We start from the raw sequence: 20771 nt of genomic DNA, 5'->3' as shown, positions 1-20771 counted from the left end.
CGAGTGCTCGCCCGCCCCTGCTTGCAGCGCTGCGACATATTCGGTCATTGAGGTGCAACTGCACGTTTATACACAGGCCGAAGGCTGTCAGAATCGTGTACCAACTTATTGATCGAGCCGCCCATGCAACTGACCACCGCCCTGCTCTTCGCCACCCCCTGCGATGATGAGGAAGACAACATGGCCACCCTGTGCTGCCACAGTGACAAGGGCCAGATGTTCCTCATGACCCGCTACCCGGACGAAGACACGGTGGACATCACACTGGACGACGAGCCCTGCACCATCGATGGCCTGAAGGTCACACTCAGTGCCAAGCGCCTGCTGATCGAAGTGGCCCCGGGCGATGCCGATGTCTTTAATGGTGATGACCATCTGGAAATCAGTCTGAGCAGCGACGGTACTGACTTTGCCGAGGTTGAAGAAACCCTGCAGAACATTCTCAATGGCACCGGTACTTACGTCAGCGAGCTGTAACAGCGACCACGGTTTCTTGACAAGAAACCGTCTCGAAGGCATTGTCTGACAACCTGATTAATGAGCAATACCTCATGCTTGAGCTTCAGCGCCCCGATACGCTGGTCGAACGCGTTGTCGGCGCCATCCGTGCAGAGATCGATTCCGGGCGCCTGGCGGCCGAATCGCGCCTGCCCACCGAACAGCAACTGGCCGAGCAACTGAACGTCAGTCGCTCGGTGGTGCGCGAAGCAGTGGCCCAGCTCAAGGCCGATGGAGTATTGATCGCCCGCCGGGGCCTGGGGTCATACATCTCGCAAACTCCGACCGGTACCGTTTTCCGCTTCCCTTGCGCCCTGGGCCGCAGCCCGGACCTGGTGCAGATGTTCGAAGTACGCTTGTGGATCGAGACCCAGGCCGCCTCGGTTGCGGCCCAGCGCCGTGATGCTGTCGACCTCACGCGCATGAACAAGGCCCTGCAGGAAATGCTGGATAAACGCAGCGACTTTGCTGCAGCGGCTGCCGCCGACGTCGAGTTTCACCGCGCCATCGCCGAAGCCAGCAAAAATGATTACTTCGTGGCATTCCACGACTTTCTTCGTGGCCAGCTCGCAGCCGCCCGCAAGACCGCCTGGGAAAACTCGGCCGCGCATTCGGTGGGGGGGTCGGCCGATGCCAACCGCGAACACCAGGCGTTATATCAAGCCATTGCCGATGGCGACCGTGCCACCGCAGCCGCGTGTGCCGAGGCTCACCTACGCGCTTCGGCCAAACGTCTGAAGCTGGAACTGCCAAGCATTAACTGAAATTTGCAACGTGCCGTAGATAACCGGCGCTGGCTTACAGCGCCTTTTGTTTGACCTACTTAGTCTGACAACCTGATAAGCAGACTCTCTGATAAGAACAAGCCAAGCTGACACCTGCATGATTTACGACTATTGCATCATCGGCGGCGGCATCGTTGGCCTCGCCACCGCCATGGCGCTACTCGAACGCCAGCCCGGCGCTTCCCTGCTGATCCTGGAAAAGGAAGCCAGCCTTGCCAGGCACCAGACCGGTCACAACAGCGGCGTTATCCATGCTGGCATCTACTATGCACCGGGCAGCCTCAAGGCAGACTTGTGCAAGCGTGGCGCCGAGGCCACCAAGGCGTTCTGCACCGAGCACAAGATCAAGTTCGATGTCTGCGGCAAACTGCTGGTGGCCTCCACGCCGCTGGAAGTGCAGCGCATGCAGGCCCTGTACGAGCGTTCACAGCAGAACGGCCTGAAGGTCGAGCGCCTGGACGCTGCCGAGCTACAACGACGCGAACCGAACATTGTCGGTCTGGGCGGACTGTTCCTCGACGCCACCGGCATCGTTGACTACAAGCAGGTGTGCCAGGCCATGGCTGGGGTAATCCAGGCCGCGGGGGGCGAAATCCATCTGTCGACAACCGTGCGCGCCATTGTCGAAGACACTGACAGCGTTACCATCAGCAGCGACGACAAAGCGTGGCGCACGCGTCAGTTGGTGGCCTGCGCCGGCCTGCAGTCGGATCGCCTGGCGGCGCTGGCCGGGGTCAAGATCGATCATCAGATCATTCCGTTTCGCGGCGAATACTTCCGTTTGCCAGCCAGCAAGAACAACATCGTCAATCATTTGATCTACCCGATTCCCGATCCGGAGCTGCCGTTCCTCGGCGTACACCTGACCCGCATGATCGACGGTAGCGTCACCGTGGGTCCCAACGCGGTATTGGGCCTGGGCCGAGAGAACTACAACAAGTTCTCGATCAACTGGCGCGACGTCGCCGAGTACGCACGCTTCCCCGGTTTCTGGAAAACCATCTGGGCCAACCTCGGCTCCGGCACTACCGAGATGAAAAACTCCCTGTTCAAGGGCGGCTACCTTGAGCAATGCCGCAAATATTGCCCCTCCCTCAACATCGAAGACCTGCTCCCCTATGAGGCCGGCATCCGCGCCCAGGCAGTTATGCGCGACGGCACCCTGGTCCATGACTTTCTCTTCGCCGAGACGCCTCGCATGGTGCATGTCTGCAATGCCCCCTCGCCTGCCGCCACCTCGGCGATCCCGATCGGCCAGATGATCGCCGAGAGGATCTTCAAAAATCGCTGAAACCCGCTTTAGAACCCTCTTTAGAACATAACTACAAAGACAAAAAGGAACTCGCTGATGTCGGTACATGAGGCAGCTGCGGCTGCGACAGAAACCCCGGAACAGAACAAAAAGCGCCTGCGCAAGGTGGCCGCTGCCACTATCTTCGGCTCAATGCTTGAGTGGTACGACTTCTACTTGTACGCCACCATGGCGGCGATTGTCTTCTCGAAGGTTTTCTTCGATCCGAGCAACCCGGCCATGGCCTCGCTGCTGGCTTTTTCCACTTTTGCCATCGGTTTTATCGCCCGGCCTTTCGGCGGCATCCTGTTCGGTTACCTGGGTGACCGTTTCGGACGCAAGCAGGTGCTGGTTATCACCTTCTGCCTGATGGGCGTGTGCACCATGTTGATCGGCTTGATCCCAAGCTATGCCTCCATCGGCATCTGGGCCCCGATCATTCTGGTCCTGGTGCGTATTATCCAGGGCCTGGGCGCAGGCGCCGAGCTTTCCGCCGCGGCGGTCACCTCCTACGAGCACGCCAGTGAAGGCAAGCGCGGAAGCCAGGGTGCCTGGCCGGCCCTGGGCCTGAACCTGGGTTTGTTGCTGTCGTCGCTGACGGTGTACGTGCTGACCATGAACGGCAACGACTTCCTGCTCTCCGGCGGCTGGCGCATCCCGTTCATCTGCAGCATCGTACTGGTCGCCGTAGGCCTGTGGGTTCGCCGCAGCATTCCGGAAACCCCGGACTTCAAAGAGCTGGACAAAAGCAAGGACAAAGTCCAGGTATCACCGCTCAAGCTGCTGTTCAAAAATGACCTCAAGGGCTTGGCGGTGGTGTTCTTCGTCGCCATTGGCTACAACGCCCTGAGCTACATTTTCAAAACCTTCTCGCTCGCTTACCTGACCCAGTACAAGGGTGTCGAAGCCCATGTCACTTCGCTTTCGGTCACTATTGCCAGCCTCGTGGCTATTGTCGCTGTGCCGTGTTTCGGCTGGCTGTGCGACAAGTGGAGCAGCAAAACCGTATTGATGCTCGGCGGGGCGCTTTCGATGCTGTTCGCCTACCCGTTCCTGGCCCTGCTCAATACCGGTGAACCGATGATGATCTACCTGGCTATCGCGATCGGTACCGGCATTCTTGCGCCGATGATGTTTGCGCCTCAGGGCTCGTTCCTCAGCCGCCAGTTCCCCACCCAGACCCGCTCCTCGGGCTTCGGCACCGGTCGCGAGATTGGCACCGCAGTGGCCGGTGGCCTGGCGCCACTTGGTGGCCTGGCGCTGGTGGCCAGCTCCGCCACGCACTCTACCGATGGTGTAGCGGTGATCCTGGCTGTAGCTGCGGTACTGGTAGTGGTATTCGCCTTCTGTGACCAGGGCCGCAAGCACTCCAGCTTCAAGAACTGAGCAATACCCCTGTGGATATCTCCGCGGCGGACCGCAATGCAGATTCAGCCTTTTTTGACTGCGCTGTGGTCCTTCGCGGAGAAATCCGCTCGCGCAGGCCCGACAAGACCTGGTTTTGCACAAATTTACGCGACGCCGTTAGTCGCCAGGGCCCCGGATGGATTAAAGTATCAGCCCCCGCCCGGGCGCTTTATTGCGACACGCCCTGGCTTTTGTCCAGGAACCTTCAACGATGGAACACCGTGAGGCGCTGATCGCGCTGCGCACCTTTCTTTCTACCCAGATCCTTGGCCAGGAAAAACTCGTCGAGCGCCTGCTCATCGTGCTGTTAGCCGACGGCCACATGCTCGTCGAAGGTGCTCCTGGCTTGGCCAAGACCAAGGCCATCAAGGAATTGGCAGAAGGCGTTGAAGCCCAGTTCCACCGTATCCAGTTCACCCCCGACCTGCTCCCGGCGGACATCACCGGTACCGAGATCTATCGCCCGGAAACCGGTAGCTTCGTCTTTCAGCAAGGTCCGATCTTCCATAACCTGGTACTGGCAGACGAAATCAACCGCGCGCCAGCCAAGGTCCAGTCGGCGTTGCTCGAAGCCATGGCCGAACGCCAGGTCAGTGTTGGCCGCAGCACCTACGAGTTATCGCCGTTGTTTCTGGTAATGGCCACGCAAAACCCCATCGAGCAAGAAGGCACCTACCCGCTGCCTGAAGCCCAGCTCGACCGTTTCCTCATGCATGTGAAAATCGGTTTCCCGGATGCCTCCGTGGAACGCCGGATTCTCCAGCAGGCTCGCGGCGAAGCGCTCAATGGCGAAACCAAGCCAGAGCGACGGGTCAGCCAACAGGCGATTTTTGCAGCACGCAAGGAAATTCTCGGCCTGTATATGGCCGATGCGGTAGAGGAATACCTGGTGCAACTGGTCATGGCCACGCGTACCCCGGGCAAGTTCGACCTGGAACTGGCTGACTGGATTGCCTATGGCGCCAGCCCGCGCGGCTCCATAGCCCTGGATCGCTGCGCGCGTGCGCATGCCTGGCTGGCTGGTCGCGATTTCGTCAGCCCTGAAGACATTCAGGCAGTGCTGTTCGATGTCTTGCGTCACCGCATCATTCTTTCCTTCGAGGCCGAGGCCGCTGGAATCGATCAAGACCGAGTGATCCAGCGAATCCTCGACGTCGTAGCTGTCGCCTGATCCCATGCCCGAACATTTGTTGGCCGCGCCCGGAATCCGTGTCAGCCTCGCAGAGCTGATCGAGATGCGTCATCGTGTGCGTGAGGTGCAACTGTTTTCACGCCCTGGCCAGCGCAGCCCGCTGGTGGGCCTGCACCACTCCAAACTGCGTGGGCGCGGTGTCGATTTCGACCAGGTACGGGTCTATCAAGCCGGCGATGACGTGCGCAATATCGACTGGCGGGTGACCGCACGTACCCAGGAGCCCCACACCAAGCTCTTTCACGAAGAACGCGAACGGCCGATTTTCATTCTTGTCGAGCAAAGCCAGCGGCTGTTCTTCGGTTCGGGGCTGATGTTCAAATCGGTGCTCGCCGCCCAGGCGGCCGCCCTGATTGGCTGGGCCGCTCTGGGCCACAACGATCGCATCGGCGGCCTGGTGTTCGGTGACAACGAGCATTACGAGATCAAGCCGCGGCGCAGCAAGCAAAGCTTGTTGCAACTGCTCAACCGCCTGGCTCGGGTCAACCAATCCCTGCACACCGAAGCCCAACCCCAGGCCGACAGCCTCGGCTTGGCCCTGCGTCGCGCTCGGGAAGTCCTGCGCCCAGGCAGCCTGGCCATTATCATCTGCGACGAGCGAGCCTTGAGCCCGGCGGTGGAGCAGCAATTGAGCCTGCTGTCGCGTCACTGTGACTTGCTCCTGCTGCCGCTATCGGACCCCCTCGACCACGCCCTGCCCGCCGCCGGACTACTGCGTTTCGCCCAGCACGGCGCACAACTGGAACTCGACACCCTCGACCCGACCCTGCGTCGCAGCTACCGTCAACAGAGCGAAGCACGTATCGAGCGCTGGGAGTTGCTGGCGCAAAAACTGCGGGTGGTGCTGATGCCGTTAAGCACACAAAGCGAAATGATCGAGCAATTGCGCGAGTACCTCAACGCGCAACGACCGGGGAAAGGCCAGTGAACCCACTGGACCAACTGCAGCCACTGATTGCCCCGCCTCCCATTGGCTGGTGGCCGTTGGCGCCTGGCTGGTGGGTACTGCTGGCATTGCTGCCGCTGCTGGGTTGGGGCATGTGGCGGCTGCGCCACTGGCGTCCAGGCAAAAAAACCATGGCCCGTGCAGAAATGCCCCTGGACCCGATCCGCATCGAAGCACTGGCTGAGCTTGCGCGCCTACCCAAACCCTATGACGGACAACCGGCCGGCGCCTGGTTGCAGCAAATCAACGCCCTGCTCAAACGCCTGTGCCGCAACCACTACCCCGGCAGCCACAGCCACACCCTCAACGGCCGCCAGTGGCTGGCGTTCCTGGACAACCGCTGCCCGGCGGCGGGTCTGACCCGCTGGATGGTGTTGGTCGAGGGGGCGTACAAGCCTGAATGCAAACTTGATGACAAGGCCATCGCCGGGCTCAATCAAGCCGTCGAAACCTGGATTCGCAAACATGTTTGAACTGGCCTGGCCGTGGGTTTTCGTCCTCCTGCCGCTGCCTTGGCTGGCGCGCTTGCTGCTGCCGGCCGCCGACAGCGGCGAGCCGGTGCTCAAGGTCAGCTTCCTCAACGAGCTGGAAGGCCTGGCCGGTCGCCGCGCCCGCTTGAACCTTCCAACCTGGCGCCAACAGGCCCCGTTTGTGCTGGTATGGCTACTGTTGCTGTTGGCCGCAGCCCGCCCGCAATGGCTGGGCGAGCCGTTGCCGGTATCGGCCAGCGGGCGCGACCTGCTGGTGGCGGTGGATGTTTCCGGTTCCATGGACTTTCCGGACATGCAGTGGCAGGACGAAGAAGTCAGCCGCCTGACGCTGGTAAAGGCCTTGCTCGGCGACTTTCTCGAAGCTCGCCAGGGCGACCGCGTCGGCTTGATCCTGTTCGGCAGCCAAGCCTACCTGCAAGCGCCACTGACATTCGACAGACGCACCGTACGCACCTTCCTCGATGAAGCACAGGTCGGCATCGCCGGCAAAAACACCGCCATTGGCGATGCCATTGGTCTTGCGCTCAAGCGCCTGCGACAACGCCCGGCACAGAGTCGCGTACTGGTGCTGATCACCGACGGGGCCAATAACGGTGGGCAGATCCATCCGCTGACGGCTGCGCGCCTGGCTGCCCAGGAAAACGTGAAAATCTACACCATCGGCATTGGTGCCGATCCGGAAGAAACCGGTACCGCCGGTTTACTCGGGATCAACCCAAGCCTGGACCTGGATGAAGCCTCGCTCAAGGAAATTGCCAACCTTACCGGGGGCAGCTACTTCCGTGCCCATGACGGCGAGGAGTTGCTGGCCATTGACGAAGCCCTGGACCAGCTTGAACCCGTCGCCCAGCAGCCGACCCAGGCGCGCACGGCCCACGCCCTGTACAGTTGGCCGCTGGCCCTGGCGCTATTGCTCAGCGTACTGCTGGTAATCCAGGAACAATGGCCGGACAACAGGTTGCATCGTCTGCTGCGCCGGCCGAATTTTCTGGTCCCGCATCCGCAGTGGCGTGAACGACTGGCGCGCCTGCGCCTGAGGAGACGCCGATGATCGAGCTTTGGCCGCAATGGCTGCGTCCTGCCTGGCTGATTGTCCTGCCGCTGCTCGCCTGGTTGCTGTTCAAGCTCTGGCACCGGCAAAAGCGCGCTGGGCGCTGGCAGATGATCCTGCCCCCGAGCTTCCACGCGGTGCTCCTGGGCGGCGGCAACGGCCGCGACAGCAAGTTGCCCTGGATAGCCCTGGGACTGGCCTGGTTGATCACGGTACTGGCGCTGGTCGGTCCCAGTTGGCAACGCCTGGAAGAAACCCGCCAGCGTCCGGCCGACCCGCTGGTGATCCTGCTCGAACTGACGCCGCAAATGCTCGCCGAAGACGTTGCACCCAACCGCCTGGAGCAGGCCCGACGCAAAATCCTCGATCTGCTGGAGCATCGCCGCGACAGCCAGACGGCAATCATTGTCTATGCCGGTAGCGCTCATACCCTGGTTCCGCTGTCGGACGACCTTGCTACCAGCCGCAACTTGCTCGAAGCCCTTACCCCCTCGATCATGCCCCAACCCGGCCAGCGTGCGGACCTTGCTGTACGCAAGGGTCTCGCCCTGCTGGCGCAAGCCGGCCTCGGCCAGGGACGCCTGTTGCTGGTAGGCTCATCCTTGAGCCCACAGGAGCGTGAGGGCATCAACCAGGCCCTCGGGCGCCAGGGCCCCAGCCTGCTGATGCTCGGTATCGGTACCGCCCAAGGCGCGCCCGTAAAGCAGGCCAATGGCGAATTCCTCAAGGACGACCAGGGTGGCATCCTCATGCCGCGCCTGGACAGCGCCAGCCTCCGCGCATTTGTCGCCAGTACCGGGGGCCGCTACCGCAACGTCCGCATCGACGACCTCGACCTGCGCGGGCTTCGTCTGTTCGAAAACCCGAAAAGCCTGCGCGATGACGGGCAGACCCTGCAATTGGACAGTTGGGCCGACCAGGGCCACTGGCTGCTGCTGCCCCTGTTGCTGCTGGCGGCCTGCGCCGGTCGCCGTGGCTGGCTGTTCTGCCTGCCTCTGTTGCTGGTACTCCCGCAACCGAGCTATGCCTTCGAATTCAGTGACCTGTGGCTACGTCCCGACCAGCAGGGGCAGAGGCTACTTGAGCAGCGCCGACCCAACGAAGCCGCTCAACGCTTCGAGGACCGTCAATGGAAGGGCCTGGCCCTTTATGAAGCGGGTGACTACGATGGTGCCGCGCGTCTGTTCGCCCAAGGCAACAGTGCTGCAGACCATTTCAATCGCGGCAACGCACTGGCTCGCAGTGGGGAACTTGAAGCGGCACTGGATGCCTATGAACAGGCACTGGAGCGGCAACCGGAATTGCAAGCGGCGCTGAGCAACAAAGCCCTGGTCGAACAACTGCTGCAACAGCGTCAAGCCGAGCAGCCGGAACAGACGCCTGAACAAAGCCAGCAGAGCGACCCTAGCGCGCAAACCAGCACCAGCAGCACGCAGAACAACCAGGACCCGGCCAGCGAACAACCTTCGCAACAACCCAGCGAAACCAGCAAGGATGAAAGCAACACCAGTGAACAGGCGCAGAATGTGTCCGGCGAAGGTGACGACGAAGAGACTACTCGGCCCCCCCAGCGTCCACTCGACAGCACCCTGGATGCTGAACAGCGTCAGGCACTGGAACAATGGCTACGACAGATTCCGGACAACCCGGCAGAATTGCTGCGGCGTAAATTCTGGTACGAACAGCAACAACATCAGGAATCCCATCGATGAGTCGCCTCTGTTTTCTGGTACTCAGCCTCATTTTCAGCCTGCAGATTCAAGCCGCAACGCTGCTTGCCAGCGTTGATCGCGCGCGCCTGAATGCCGGCGAAACGCTGGAGCTGACCCTGCAGACCCAGGACGTGACCCAGTTTGGCAAACCGGACCTGACACCGTTGAATGCCAACTTCGAAGTCCGCGATACCCGCCAGGTCAACAGCCTCAACAGCCTTGATGAGCAGAGCGCCGCCGGCACCCGCTGGATCATCACCCTGCTGCCGCGAAAAAGCGGCAGCGTGGAAATTCCCGCCCTGCAAATAGGCGAACTGCGCAGCGAGCCGATCAGCCTGCAAGTGCTGACTCAGGAGGCCAACAACGAGAACCACGGCCCGGTATTCATCGATGCCAGCCTCGACCAACCTGAAGTCTACGTTCAAGCCCAAGCGGTACTGACCTTAAGCATCTACCACTCGGTACCGCTGTATGACGACAGCAGCTTGAGCCCGCTGCAAATCGCCAACGCCAAAGTCGAGCCGCTGGGCGAATCGCGTACGTTCGAAAAACAGATCGATGGCGTGCGCCATGGTGTGATTGAAATGCGTTATGCGGTTTATCCCCAGCAAAGCGGGGACCTCACCATTCCGACCCTGGTGTTCAGTGCAACCGCTGCCCAGAATGATGCCGAGCAAGAGCTCAATGCGCCCAGGGTCGGCAAGCACGTGCAGGTCAGCTCCACACCGCTGGTGCTGACCGTCAACCCAATCCCGGCTGACTACCCGGCCAATGCGCCCTGGCTGCCTACCAGCAGCCTCAGCCTCGAAGAGCATTGGAGCCCTGATCCTGCGCAACAGCAGACACAAATCGGCGACTCGCTGACGCGCACCGTGATCGTGCAAGCCGAAGGTCTTTCCAGCGCTCAGCTCCCACCGTTACCGACTATCGAAGTGACCGGCCTGCGCCGCTACCCTGACCAGCCGCAACTGCGCAATCAGGTGACCGACCGAGGTTTGCTGGGCATTCGTGAAGAACGTGAAGCCCTGGTCCCAACCCACAGCGGCAGCCTGGAGCTGCCCGCCCAGGAGGTGTACTGGTGGAACACCCGTGAAGATCACCTGGAGCACAGCAGCCTGCCAGCGCGGACCCTGCAGATTCAAGACAACCCGGCCCTGAGCGCCGACAAACCGACCAATATCGATCCGGTCAGAGTGACCACGCGCCCACTCTGGCCTTGGCAATTGAGTACCCTTTTGTTTGCCCTGACCACGCTGCTTGGCTTTGTTTTGTGGTGGCGCGCCCGTTCGCAACCGGCGGTGCTGCGCGCCGCCCAGGCCGGCCCGAGCCCGCGCACGCTGCTCGATGACCTCAAGCGTGCATGTCAGGCCAATGACCCCCAGGCCACCCGCCAGGCCCTCGACGCCTGGGCTCGCCAACACCCCGAAACCCTGGCGGAAATGGCCGCTCGCTTTGTACCACTGTCCGACGCTTTGGACGGCCTCAATGGTGCCCTCTACAGCGAAAGCGGGCAGTATTGGCAAGGTGATGAACTCTGGCGTGCCATCGGCACCATCCCGGCGGCTGAACAGATCCAGCCGACCGCGAACGAAAACGGCAGCCTGCCGCCGTTGTACCCCAAATAACCCAAAGGCGTGACGCGCCAAGCGTTGCGCCGGTAATCTGCGGAACCCTTCATGCGTCTGTTTCACACCTCCGACTGGCACCTGGGACAAGCCCTGCATGGCCAGGAACGCGACTTCGAGCACGGCTGTTTCCTCGACTGGTTGCTTGGCCAACTCAAACTGCGCCAACCGGATGCGCTGCTGATCGCGGGCGACATCTTCGACACGGTCAACCCGCCGGTCAAAGCCCAGGAACGGCTCTACGATTTCATCGTCCAGGCTCACGAGCAACAGCCGAAGTTGAACATCGTGATGATTGCCGGCAACCATGACTCCGGCTCGCGTATCGAGCTGCCGGCGCCGCTGATGCGGCGCCTGCGCACCCACGCCCTGGGCCGCGTGCAGTGGCTTGACGATGGCGTCCTGGACAGCGATCGCCTGTTGATTCCTTTGACCAACGCCCGCGGCAAAGTGGCAGCCTGGTGCCTGGCGCTGCCCTTTCTGCGACCGGCGGAAGTGACCGGCGCGCACCTGGGCGATGACTACCTGCGCGGTATCGCCCAGGTGCATGAGCGTTTGATCGACGCCGCCCTGGAACGGCGCAAGCCTGGCCAGGCACTGATCGCAATCAGCCATGCGCACATGGCCGGTGGCTCGGTCTCGGAGGACTCCGAGCGCAGCCTGATTATTGGCAATGCCGAAGCCCTGCCCGCCAGCCTGTTCAGCCAAGACATCAGCTACGTTGCGCTCGGCCACCTGCACAAGCCCCAGCGGGTCAATCGCGAGGAACGCATTCGCTACAGCGGTTCACCCATTCCCCTGTCGTTTTCCGAGATCGCTTATCAGCACCAGATTCTCGAGATCGAACTTGAAGGCAGCCAACTGAACAGCGTCGAGTCGCGATTGGTACCACGCGCCGTTCACCTGCAGCGACTCGGGCCGGCCCCCCTGGCAGAGATACTTGAGCAACTGGCCGAGTTGCCAGTGGTTGACCTGCTCGATGACCCGCAGCGCCAGCCCTGGCTGGAAGTGCGCGTGCGCCTGGATGAGCCGCAGCCGGATCTGCGCCAGCAACTGGAAAGCGCCCTGCACGGCAAGGCAGTACGCCTTGTACGAATCGGTGCCGAATACGCGGGGAACCGCAACGGTGAAGAAGTCGACGCCCAAACCCTGGTGGAGCTTGGGCAGCTGACGCCGCAGGAACTGTTCAGTCGCGCCTGGACCCAGGCCTATGGCAACCCAGTGGACGAGCAGACCCTGGCCGACTTCGCCCTGTTGTTACAGGACGTGCAGCAACAGGAGGAGCAGGCATGAAAATTCTAGCTATTCGCCTGAAGAATCTCGCCTCCCTGGCGGGCCCGTGCGAAATCGACTTTACCGCCGAGCCGCTGGCCAGCGCTGGCCTGTTCGCCATTACCGGCCCCACCGGCGCCGGCAAGAGCACCCTACTCGATGCCTTATGTCTAGCCCTGTTTGGCTCGGTTCCACGCCTGAACAATATCGGTCGCGAAACCAAGCTGCCGGAAATCGACAGTGACATTCTCACCAGCGACCCCCGCACGCTGCTGCGTCGCGGCACCGGCAGCGGCTTTGCCGAAGTCGATTTCATGGGCATCGACGGACGACGCTACCGAGCCCGTTGGGAAGCCAACCGCGCCCGTGATAAAGCCAATGGCAAGCTGCAAGGCAGCCGCCAAAGCCTGCACGACCTGGACAGCGAGCAACTGCTGAGCAACCAGAGTAAAGGTGAATACAAGCAACTGATCGAAGCGTGCCTGGGCCTTAACTTTGAACAGTTCACCCGCGCCGTAATGCTGGCCCAAAGCGAATTCAGCGCCTTCCTCAAAGCCGATGACAAAGATCGCAGCGAGTTGCTGGAAAAGCTCACCAACACAGCAATCTACAGCCAGTTGGGACGCCGTGCCTTCAGCAAGAGCAAAGAAGCCGAAGAAGCCCACAAGGCATTGAAGGACCAAGCCGCCGGGGTAATGCCGATGGCTGCCGAGGCGCGCGCTGATCTCGACCAGCGCTACGATCAGGCCCTGGAACGCCTGAAAGGCGAGCAGTCGCAACTGCGTCAACTTGAGCTGCAACGCACATGGCTGGCTGAACTGCAGCTCCTGCAAGCCCAGGTGCAAACCAGCCACGAACAACTGCACAGCGCTCAACAACACAGCGCAAGCCTGCAGAGTGACCGCCTGGATCTGGCACGCCTTGAGCAGCTTGCTCCGCAGCGCCACCAGTTCTCCCGCCAGCAGGCATTGAGCCAACAGCTCGCGCCCCTGGCTGCCAGCATCAGCAGCGCAAACCAGCAACACAGCGAGTTGCAGGCACGTCAGCAACAACTGCACAGCGAACAACTGAACGCCCAGCAGGCACTGAGCCAGGCCCTGGCCGAACACACAGAAAGTGCTCCGCTGCTACGCCAGGCCTTTACCGAACAGAACACCCTGGCGCGCTTGCTGGAGGAGCTCGGCAACTGCCAGTCGCTCAAGCAGCAGGCAGACCAAGTGTGCAGCGAAGGCCAGCAGCAGCTGCTGCAGCTGACAGAACAACAGCGCCTGACCCAGGAGCGCCTCGGTCAGATCAGCGAACAACTCCTGCACAGCGAATCCCTTGCCAGCTTGGGAGACGCCTGGAACGCCTATCGCGATCGTCTGCAGCAACTGATGCAGATGGGCAACCGCTTGAACCAGGGCCGCGCCGAGTTGCCCGCACTACAGGAACGGGTCAAACAGAGCAGCGCAGCGCTTGAGCAACAACGGGCGGCCATCGCCTTGCTCTACCATGAAGCGCAAGCTGAACCCGAAGCGCTGGCTGAGCAGATCGGCTTGCTGGGCGAACTGCTACAGAAAAATCGCCAGCAACAGCGTGAGGTGGATGAGCTCAACCATCTGTGGCGACAGCAACAGGATCTCGAACAGCGTCTCAACGCCCTGCGTGCGCGCCAGCAGGTTGCGCTTAAGCAACGTGAACAATTGATCAGTGCTGGCCTGGACGCCAAGAGTCGACTGACGACTGCCGAACAAACCCTCACAGTCACCCGGCAACTGCTGGAGCGTCAGCGCCTGGCCCGCAGCCAGAGCGTTGAAGACCTCCGCGCCCAGCTCGAAGACGGCCAGCCGTGCCCGGTATGTGGCAGCCAGGAGCATCCCTATCATCAGCCCGAAGCCCTGCTGCAGAGCCTGGGCCGGCATGACCAGAACGAGGAGCACAACGCCCAGAACGCGGTCGATGAGCTGAAAAAGCAACTGGACGAGTTGCGCACCCAGTTGGGTGGCATCAATGGCCAGATCAAGGAATACCTGCACCAGCAGGAGCAGTTGAGCGAGCAACTGCAAGGCCTGGAACCCAAGCTGCAGGCGCACTCGCTGTACAGCGTGCTGTCCGATCAGGAACCCGGCCAGCGCTCGAACTGGCTGGACCTGCAAGCGCGGCGCCTAGGTGACGATATCAGCCGCGACGAACAGCGCCAGAACACCCTGCTCACCCTGCAAAAAGACGCTACGCGCCTGCAACAACAGGTGCAGACCGCTAAAGACGCCAACCAACAGGCCAATCAACATCTGCAACAACAGCAGCAAGCCCTGGGCGCCGATCAAGAACGTCTGGAGCAAGAGTTGGCAAGCTTTGCCACGCTGTTACCCGCGGACACCCTCGACCAACTGCGCCGTGAACCGGCAGCGGCATTCCTGCGCCTGGACCAACAATTGGCCCAGCGCCTGGAACTGCTGCAACGGCAAAAAGACGAGCAAGAGCAATACAGCGAGCGCCAACAGACCCTGGACAAAGCTCAAGTCCAACAACAGGCACGCGTACAAAAACAGCAGGAACTGCAGGCGCAACTCGCCGGGCTTGAACGTCAACAGCAACAGAGCCAGACCAGCTTGATCGGCCTGCTCGGTGAGCAACCGAGCGCAGATCACTGGCAGCAGCATCTGGAGCAGTCTGTCGAACTGGCCCGCCAGCAAGTCACCCAGGCGGGCCAACAATTGCAGCAAACCCAGGCGCAGTTGATCGAGCTGAGCACCGAACTGAAGGCCAAGGGCGAGCGTTTGAGCGCCCTGGAACAGGAACATGCCGAGGTACGCGGGCAAATCGAGCAATGGCGCCAGCACCACCCTGAGCTGGACGACAGCGGCCTGGAACAATTGCTGGCCATGGATGACCACACCGTTGGCCAGCTTCGCCAACGTTTGCAGGACAGCGAAAAGGCCCTGGAGCAGGCGCAGATCCTGCTTACCGAACGCCAGCAGCGCCTGGAACAGCACCAAGCCCTGGCCACGCTGGAAACTCCCGCCGAAGCACTGCAACAAGCACTGCTCACGCTGCAAGAACAACTGTCTGCCAGCGAGCAGGTCTGCGCCGAACTGCGTGCCGAACAAGCGGACGACCAGCGCCGGCAGTTGGCCAACCAGGCCTTGACCGAACGCCTGGCCCAGGCCTATAGCGAGTGGCAGCGCTGGGCGCGACTCAACGCCCTGATCGGCTCAGCTACCGGCGACACCTTCCGCAAGATTGCCCAAGGCTACAACCTCGACCTGCTGGTGCACCACGCCAATGCCCAACTGCGCCAACTGGCACGGCGCTATCGCCTCAAGCGCGGCGGTAGCTTGCTTGGGCTGTTGGTACTGGATACCGAAATGGGCGATGAACTGCGGTCAGTCCATTCGTTGTCCGGGGGCGAAACCTTCCTGGTGTCGCTGGCCTTGGCGCTGGGCCTGGCATCAATGGCTTCGAGCACATTGCGCATCGAATCGCTGTTCATCGACGAAGGCTTCGGCAGCCTTGACCCAGAGTCGCTGCAATTGGCGATGGATGCCCTTGATGGCTTGCAGGCCCAGGGCCGCAAAGTGGCGGTGATTTCCCACGTGCAGGAAATGCACGAACGCATTCCGGTTCAGATTCAAGTACGTCGCCAGGGCAATGGCTTGAGTACCGTGGAGGTCAGCGGATGATTCTTTATTCATTCCGGCGTTGCCCCTGGGCCATGCGTGCCCGCCTGGCGCTTCACTACAGCGAATGCCCGGTGGAAATTCGCGAAGTCAGCCTCAAGGCCAAGCCGGCGCAACTGCTTGAGCTTTCGCCCAAAGGCACGGTGCCGGTATTGAGCACAGGTGTGCAGGTGCTCGATGAAAGCCTGGATATCATGCGCTGGGCCTTGGCCTGGAACGACCCGCAAGATTGGCTGCTGCACGCCGACCCACAAGCGGCGCAAGCAGCCGAGACGCTGATTGCGCGTAACGACCGGGACTTCAAGGCCCAGGTTAATCTGTACAAGTACGCGGAGCGCTACCCGCAACACACTCGCGAGCACTATCGTCACCAGGCCGAGGCCTGGCTTGGGGAGCTTGAAGCGCTTTTAAGCCAGCGCCCGTACCTGCTCGCCGACCACCCCAGTCTCGCCGATGTGGCGTTGTTGCCGCTGATGCGCCAATTCGCCGGGGTCGAGCCGCAATGGTTCGCCAGCGCCCCCTACCCGCACCTGCGTGCCTGGTTGCAGGGCTGGCTGGACTCGGCACTGTTCAAGGCCATTATGGCGCGCTGAAGTGACTCATCGCGGGCCGTAGCCCGCGATGAGATGTGTGCGACCACCTGGTATTTCTACTCGTTGACCCAAGGCAGACGCGCCTTGTGGTCGAGCGCGGCGTAGAAGTTGGCACTTTGTTGCAGGTACTTCTGGGTGTAGCTGAGGGTGGAGGATTTACGCTCGCTGATTTCAAACTGGGCGTGAGCAGGCAACACAACCGAAGCAGAAATGGCAGAGGCGGCAATGACGGGGAAAAGATTGAAGTTCATGGCGCTGATCTCGACGTCTGTGGTTTGAAAGGGCCGTTGCAGACCGTGGTTCAAACTTACGCCGCTGACGCGGCGCACAGAAATTCATTGCAGCAGTAGCCACTATCACGGCTATCGATAGTCAGTCTATGAACTTGAGATCCGAGGGCGCGCTCTGAGGCAGCTTCTGCAGGGTTTCTCCCAGCATGCCGCTGCGTGGGTCGCGGCGAATCACCACAATCTCGTTACTCTTCTGATTGGCGACCAGAACAAACTTGCCGGTCGGATCAAGGGCGAATTCGCGCGGGTGATCCCCCTCGACACTGCGATGCTGCACCTGCATCAGTTTGCCGGTGTCCTCATCGACAGCGAAGACCAGAAGCTCGTTGGCCGTACCCCGATTGCTGACATACAGAAAGCGTCCGTCAGCCGAAAGGTGCAAGGCACCGGCAGCCTTGGCAGAGGCATCATTCTGTTCGGTCAATGGCAAGCGCTGGCGTTCGATCAACTTGCCGTCGTTGTGCTCGAAGACCACTACCTGCGCGCTCATTTCCAGGGTCAGGTAAGCCTGCTTGCCATCGCTGCTGAACAGCAAATGACGTGGGCCACTGCCGGGCGGCAGATCGATCGACGGCGGGTTGGCTGGACTCAACGGATGTTTCGGACTGGCGCCGTCGTAGCGATAGATGAACACCTTGTCGGCGCCCAGGTCGCTGGCAAACACGAAATGCCCGTCTGGGGAGGGCACCACGCTATGCACATGCGGCCCGGCCTGGCGCTGCGGGTTTGCACCGCTGGCCTTGTGTCGGTCCTGCTGCACCGAGGCGGACAACTTCCCATCCTTGGCTACCGGTAATACGCTCAGGCTTCCACCAGGATCTGGCTGGACACCATAGTTGGCAACCAACAGATAACGCTGGTCATGGCTGAGGCTGGCATGGGTCGGCTCATCGCCGCCGCTGCTGATCTGGTTGAGCGGTTTCAGACCACCGTCTTTGCTGATGGCGAAACTGCTGGCCTGGCCCTTGCCAGCGCCATTTTCGTTAACGGCGAACAACAGGCGATTGTCGACCGACAACGTCAACCACGACGGATTCTCACTTTTGAGCACCTGCAACGGCTTGGCGTCGATCTGGCCGCTTTCGCTGTTGAATGCGTAGCGGTAGATCCCTTCGCTGGTGCCATCGGTGTAACTACCTACCAGCAATTGCGCGCCGTGAGCGTTGACCAACACACTCATGGCACTAGCTAGCAGCAGGGTCGTCAGTTGGCGTTTCATCGTCATCCTCGTCCGGGGCGCGAAAGGCACTTATACAGATTAGTCGATGCTCGGCAGTGTCAGCAGCGAGCAGCCAATCCTCGCCTTCTGCACGGGCGGCAGCGATTTGCTCAGGAGAGAAAGACCACTTCTTCAGGGCGCGACCGTCCATGCACTGGATGTGCAGGCCGCTGTCGTCAAAGGTGAAGTCGAAAGCGTGCAAACCGTCGATCAAGAGCATGTCGCAGGTTTGCAGGACTTGGGAAAGGGTTGTCATTTCGCACAGTATCGTCAGGTAAAAATGCATGATACCTGAAAGCATCGCGAGGCAAGTCGAGTCGGCTTGCCTCGCGAGCTCACGCGCTTAGTGCGCGAAGATCGAGTTGCTTGCCTTGCCGGCCATTTTCTCCGGCTTGATCAGGAAGCGCGCCAGCGCTGGCAACAGCCACAGCGCCCCGAACATGTTCCACAGCAGCATGAAGGTGAGCATCAGGCCCATGTCGGCCTGGAACTTGATTGCCGAGAAAATCCAGGTGCACACGCCGATCGCCAGGCACAGGCCCGTGAACAACACCGCCTTGCCGGTCGACTTGAGGGTCTGGTAGTAGGCCTCTTGCAATGGCAGCCCGGCACGCAGGAAGCTTTCCAGGCGACTGTAGATATAGATGCCGTAGTCGACACCGATTCCCACACCCAGCGCCACTACCGGCAAGGTAGCCACCTTCACGCCAATGCCCATGAAGGCCATCAACGCGTTACCCAGCACCGAGGTCAGCACCAGCGGCAGCACGATGCACAGGGTCGCCGCGAAGGAGCGGAAGGTGATCATGCACATCACCGCCACGCAGATGTACACGAGGATCAGGATGGTCAGTTCCGCCGACTTGATCACTTCGTTGGTGGCCGCCTCGATACCCGCGTTACCCGCCGCCAGGAGGAATTCCAGGCCTTCCTTGTTGTGGGTGTCGGCAAATTCCTGCACGGCTTTTACTGCACGATCCAGCGTCTCGGCCTTGTGGTCGTTGAGGAACACCAGCACTGGCGCCAGCGAGCAGTCGGCGTTGTACAAGCCATCTGCACGGGAGATGGAGCTGTTGAGTACATCCGGGTTACGCGACAGGCTTTCCCATTTCAGGTTGCCTTCGTTCATGCCCTTGATCATCTGCTTGGACACAGTGACCAGGGAAATTGCCGACTGCACGCCCGGGGTATTCTCCATCTTCCACATCAGCTCGTCGATCGGCGCCATGGTCGAGTAGATCGAGCAACCCTCGGTCGGGGTCTTGACCATTACCACCAGCACGTCCGAACTGGTCGAATAGTTATCGATGATGAAGCTGTTGTCCTTGTTGTAGCGCGAGTCCGGACGCAATTCCGGTGCGCCCTGATCAAGGTCGCCGATTTTCAGGTTCTGGCTGTACCACAGGCCACCACCGAAGGCCAGAAGGGCCAGGACGATGGAGACCGGTGCAACTTTGGCGCTGGCAAAGTTCGACAGCAGGCGCCAGAACGGATGCTCGCGCGTCGCGTCCTTTTTGCTGCGCTCAATGGCCTTCTTGCTGATACCGACATAGGAAATCGCCACCGGCAACAGAATCAGGTTGGTGAACACGATTACCGCTACACCGATGGAGGCGCCGATGGCCAGTTCCCGGATCACGCCAATGTCGATGATCAGCAAGGTGATGAAACCCACCGCGTCGGCAAGAATCGCGATCATTCCCGGCAAGAACAATTGCCGGAAAGTACGGCGTGCTGCGGTCAGGGCGTTATCAGCTTCGCTCGATTGCAGGGCAATACCGTTGATCTTCTGCACACCATGGGAAATACCGATAGCGAAGATCAGGAACGGCACCAGCATCGAGTAGGGATCGAGCCCGAACCCCACCGCGTGCATTAACCCCAACTGCCAGACCACTGCGACCAGCGTGGTGATCAACACGGCGATGGTGCTGCGGATACACCAGGTGAACCAGTACAACAGCACCCAGGTGATCACCAGGGCGATACCAAAGAACATCACCACCATCAGCAAGCCATCGATCAGATCACCGACCTTTTTGGCAAAACCGACAATGTGCACTTTTACATTGGGATTCTGAGCCTGGAACTTGTCGCGGATCTTCTCTTCCAGCTGGTGAGAGAACTGCTGGTAGTCGAGCTTGATCAGCTTGCTCTGGTCTTGCGGGTCTGGATAGGACTCAAGCAACGGTACGTCGATAATGCTCGACTTGAAGTTGTTGCCTACCAAGCGTCCAACCTGCCCGGACTTGAGGACGTTGTTACGCAATTGCTCCAGGCTGTCAGCCGAACCGTCGTAGGTGTTGGGAATGACCTCGCCGCCAGCAAAGCCTTCCTCGGTTACCTCGGTCCAGCGAACACTCGGGCTCCACAGCGACTTGAGCCCGGAACGGTCAACGCCAGGAATGTAGAAGACCTCGTCGTGAATCTGGCGCAAGGTCTCCATGTAGTCCTTGCTGAAGATATCGCCATCTGTGGCTTCTACCGAGATGCGCACGGTGTTGCCCAGGTTGGCCAGGTCGTTACGGTGCTCAAGCATCTTTTCAATGAAAGGATGCTGAAGCGGAATCATTTTCTCGAAACTGGTTGAAGGACGAATCTGCATGGCCTGCCAGAACAGGAACACGCTGACCACCAGGCAGATCAGGATCACCACCGGACGGTTGTTGAAAATCAGACGTTCAAGCAACGTCGCCTTGTCCTGATGGTGCTGCTGGTTCATGTTGATCTTCTCCTG

Annotated in this window: 17 protein-coding genes; 13 read left to right on the top strand and 4 right to left on the bottom strand. The window is 60.7% G+C overall.

Annotation, left to right across the window (positions count from 1 at the left end):
• The first annotated feature begins 123 nt into the window (after positions 1-123).
• The 13 genes from H8F21_RS09335 (at position 124) to H8F21_RS09275 (ending at position 16525) form a co-directional block, all read left to right on the top strand.
• Complete coding sequence (locus tag H8F21_RS09335) at positions 124-477, top strand: hypothetical protein (RefSeq protein ID WP_203476832.1); 354 nt, start codon at positions 124-126, stop codon at positions 475-477.
• A gap of 74 nt (positions 478-551) precedes the next feature.
• Positions 552-1262, top strand: a complete 711-nt coding sequence (locus H8F21_RS09330; RefSeq protein WP_203476833.1) for a FadR/GntR family transcriptional regulator — start codon at positions 552-554, stop codon at positions 1260-1262.
• Between the two features lie 118 nt (positions 1263-1380).
• Positions 1381-2574, top strand: coding sequence for an L-2-hydroxyglutarate oxidase (gene lhgO, locus H8F21_RS09325; RefSeq protein WP_203476835.1), 1194 nt, complete (start codon positions 1381-1383; stop codon positions 2572-2574).
• Between the two features lie 57 nt (positions 2575-2631).
• Positions 2632-3960 carry an MFS transporter gene (locus tag H8F21_RS09320; RefSeq protein WP_203476837.1) on the top strand — a complete coding sequence of 443 codons (1329 nt, stop codon included), beginning with the start codon at positions 2632-2634 and terminating at the stop codon, positions 3958-3960.
• A 232-nt stretch (positions 3961-4192) separates the two neighbouring features.
• Positions 4193-5152 carry an AAA family ATPase gene (locus H8F21_RS09315; protein ID WP_136475246.1) on the top strand — a complete coding sequence of 320 codons (960 nt, stop codon included), beginning with the start codon at positions 4193-4195 and terminating at the stop codon, positions 5150-5152.
• A gap of 4 nt (positions 5153-5156) precedes the next feature.
• Positions 5157-6101 carry a DUF58 domain-containing protein gene (locus H8F21_RS09310; RefSeq protein ID WP_203476839.1) on the top strand — a complete coding sequence of 315 codons (945 nt, stop codon included), beginning with the start codon at positions 5157-5159 and terminating at the stop codon, positions 6099-6101.
• Positions 6098-6592 (top strand): DUF4381 domain-containing protein, encoded by a 495-nt coding sequence (locus H8F21_RS09305; RefSeq protein WP_203476841.1) that lies wholly within the window; start codon positions 6098-6100, stop codon positions 6590-6592. Before H8F21_RS09310 ends, H8F21_RS09305 begins: the two co-directional genes overlap by 4 nt.
• Entirely contained in the window at positions 6585-7661 is a 1077-nt protein-coding gene (locus tag H8F21_RS09300; protein ID WP_203476843.1) for a vWA domain-containing protein, read from the top strand. The genes H8F21_RS09305 and H8F21_RS09300 overlap by 8 nt, the downstream gene beginning before the upstream one ends.
• Positions 7658-9373, top strand: a complete 1716-nt coding sequence (locus tag H8F21_RS09295) for a tetratricopeptide repeat protein (RefSeq protein ID WP_203476845.1) — start codon at positions 7658-7660, stop codon at positions 9371-9373. The genes H8F21_RS09300 and H8F21_RS09295 overlap by 4 nt, the downstream gene beginning before the upstream one ends.
• Positions 9370-10998 (top strand): BatD family protein, encoded by a 1629-nt coding sequence (locus H8F21_RS09290; RefSeq protein WP_203476848.1) that lies wholly within the window; start codon positions 9370-9372, stop codon positions 10996-10998. Before H8F21_RS09295 ends, H8F21_RS09290 begins: the two co-directional genes overlap by 4 nt.
• Positions 10999-11049: 51 nt before the next feature.
• Positions 11050-12291 carry an exonuclease SbcCD subunit D C-terminal domain-containing protein gene (locus tag H8F21_RS09285; protein WP_203476849.1) on the top strand — a complete coding sequence of 414 codons (1242 nt, stop codon included), beginning with the start codon at positions 11050-11052 and terminating at the stop codon, positions 12289-12291.
• On the top strand, positions 12288-15935 hold the full coding sequence (locus H8F21_RS09280) for an AAA family ATPase (RefSeq protein WP_203584263.1): 3648 nt from the start codon (positions 12288-12290) through the stop codon (positions 15933-15935). The genes H8F21_RS09285 and H8F21_RS09280 overlap by 4 nt, the downstream gene beginning before the upstream one ends.
• The gene (locus tag H8F21_RS09275) at positions 15932-16525 is read left to right on the top strand and encodes a glutathione S-transferase (protein ID WP_203476853.1); all 594 of its coding nucleotides are present in this window, start codon (positions 15932-15934) and stop codon (positions 16523-16525) included. Before H8F21_RS09280 ends, H8F21_RS09275 begins: the two co-directional genes overlap by 4 nt.
• A gap of 56 nt (positions 16526-16581) precedes the next feature.
• Here H8F21_RS09275 and H8F21_RS09270 read toward each other — a convergent pair whose 3' ends face one another.
• From H8F21_RS09270 to H8F21_RS09255, 4 genes are all read right to left on the bottom strand, one after another.
• Positions 16582-16776 (bottom strand): hypothetical protein, encoded by a 195-nt coding sequence (locus tag H8F21_RS09270; protein ID WP_203476856.1) that lies wholly within the window; start codon positions 16774-16776, stop codon positions 16582-16584.
• Positions 16777-16897: 121 nt separating this feature from the next.
• The gene (locus H8F21_RS09265; RefSeq protein WP_203584262.1) at positions 16898-18034 is read right to left on the bottom strand and encodes a lactonase family protein; all 1137 of its coding nucleotides are present in this window, start codon (positions 18032-18034) and stop codon (positions 16898-16900) included.
• Positions 18000-18290: a DUF5629 family protein gene (locus tag H8F21_RS09260; protein ID WP_203476861.1), complete on the bottom strand. Its 291-nt coding sequence runs from the start codon at positions 18288-18290 to the stop codon at positions 18000-18002. Before H8F21_RS09260 ends, H8F21_RS09265 begins: the two co-directional genes overlap by 35 nt.
• Positions 18291-18377: 87 nt before the next feature.
• Positions 18378-20762 carry an efflux RND transporter permease subunit gene (locus tag H8F21_RS09255; protein WP_203476948.1) on the bottom strand — a complete coding sequence of 795 codons (2385 nt, stop codon included), beginning with the start codon at positions 20760-20762 and terminating at the stop codon, positions 18378-18380.
• Between the last annotated feature and the right edge of the window lie 9 nt (positions 20763-20771).

This window comes from Pseudomonas arcuscaelestis (assembly GCF_016881005.1).
Taxonomy (GTDB): Bacteria; Pseudomonadota; Gammaproteobacteria; order Pseudomonadales; family Pseudomonadaceae; genus Aquipseudomonas; species Aquipseudomonas arcuscaelestis.
Note: the sequence above shows the minus strand (reverse complement) of the source record. Positions and strands in the feature narration are given on the sequence as shown.